This is a genomic window from Bacillus sp. XF8 (assembly GCF_017498755.1).
Classification (GTDB): domain Bacteria; phylum Bacillota; class Bacilli; order Bacillales; family Bacillaceae_G; genus Bacillus_A; species Bacillus_A bingmayongensis.
This window is the reverse complement of record NZ_JAGDQK010000117.1, coordinates 1-1,250: the sequence shown is the minus strand read 5'-3', so window position 1 is coordinate 1,250 and position 1,250 is coordinate 1. Positions and strand designations below refer to the sequence as shown.

At 34.9% G+C, this 1,250-nt stretch carries 1 protein-coding gene and 1 pseudogene; one reads left to right on the top strand and one right to left on the bottom strand.

All coding sequences use genetic code 11. The annotated features are described in order from the left end of the window. A pseudogene (locus J4P91_RS28650) lies at positions 1-287 on the bottom strand (serine hydrolase); the annotation flags it as partial. 535 nt (positions 288-822) lie between these two features. Here J4P91_RS28650 and J4P91_RS28645 point away from each other — a divergent pair. Next, positions 823-1,250: serine hydrolase domain-containing protein (locus J4P91_RS28645; RefSeq protein ID WP_207996791.1), on the top strand; the 428-nt coding region annotated here is incomplete at its 3' end.

Genomic DNA, 1,250 nt, shown 5'->3' with positions numbered 1-1,250 from the left:
TTATCGGCATATCCATATCCTTTATTGACAACGACCTTTCCATCATGAACGACGACAAAACTAGAACCGTTCACATTATACTTCTTCATTTTTTCTTCAAATAACGGATCAGCAAAAGATTCTATTTCTTTTTTATTATTAGGTCCTTCCATCATTTGAATATTAGTCGAGGATGCTAATGGTTTTGATTTTTCAGCTTCTAATAATTGTTGGGAACACGCAGAAATCATTGTTGAAGAAGAAAGAAGAACTGCAACAATCCCCAGTTTGTTAATTGCTTGTTTCATTTTTGTACGCTCCTTTAATTGATTTGTTTTTTTTATTAGCGCATGAACAGAGTGTAGCAAGAGGCCAGTCATAGTAGGTAGTGAGTTTTTGTCATATTTATAAAGGAGAACAAAAATTGAGTGGATAAGGCTGTATTAATAGTTATGTCATAAAAATCATGACATTTTGACACTACCGTGTGTGACAGAAAAACATTTAGAATCAAGGAGCAGTTTTTAACGCATTAACAATAAATAAGGAGGGGAGATCTACATTGTGTATGTTAAAAAATATAATGAGGCATGAAAGGGGAAACAGGTATGATTTATTTATGAAAAACAAACCAGTAATAAGAGTGGTTCTTCTAGGATTAACATACATGTGGAAAAAGAGGAATTTATCGTTTGTTAGAATACAATGGCATTTGTAAAAAAATAATTAGCAAGATAATTACAAATGTAATATTGAACTTTTAATAGAGATGATAGCTGTGTGCTTAGTATGAAACAGCTAATAACCATCTACACAATATGAATAGAGGAGAGGGAGAATCTTATGAAAACAAGTAGGCAAATTACGAGTGCAAGTCTGACCCTTTTAATAGCTGGAAGTTCCCTAATATACACAACGCCAAGCTCAATTGTAAAAGCAGAGTCTGATCAAAATGTATCTAGTTCGTTACAAACAAATACTCAACGAGATCGTACTTCCGTCAAGAAAGCAATGCGGGATACACTACAACTTGGATACCCAGGGATACTCGCTAAAATTTCAAAGGATAGAAAAACGTGGAGTTATGCTACTGGGGTTGCGGATCTGAGAACCAAGAAACCAATGAAAGCAGATTATCGCTTTCGTATTGGCAGTGTGACGAAGACATTTATTGCAACAGTTCTACTTCAATTGGCTGGAGAGAACCGCTTGAATCTAGACGACTCCATTGAAAAATGGTTACCTGGTGTCATTCAAGGAAACGGATATGA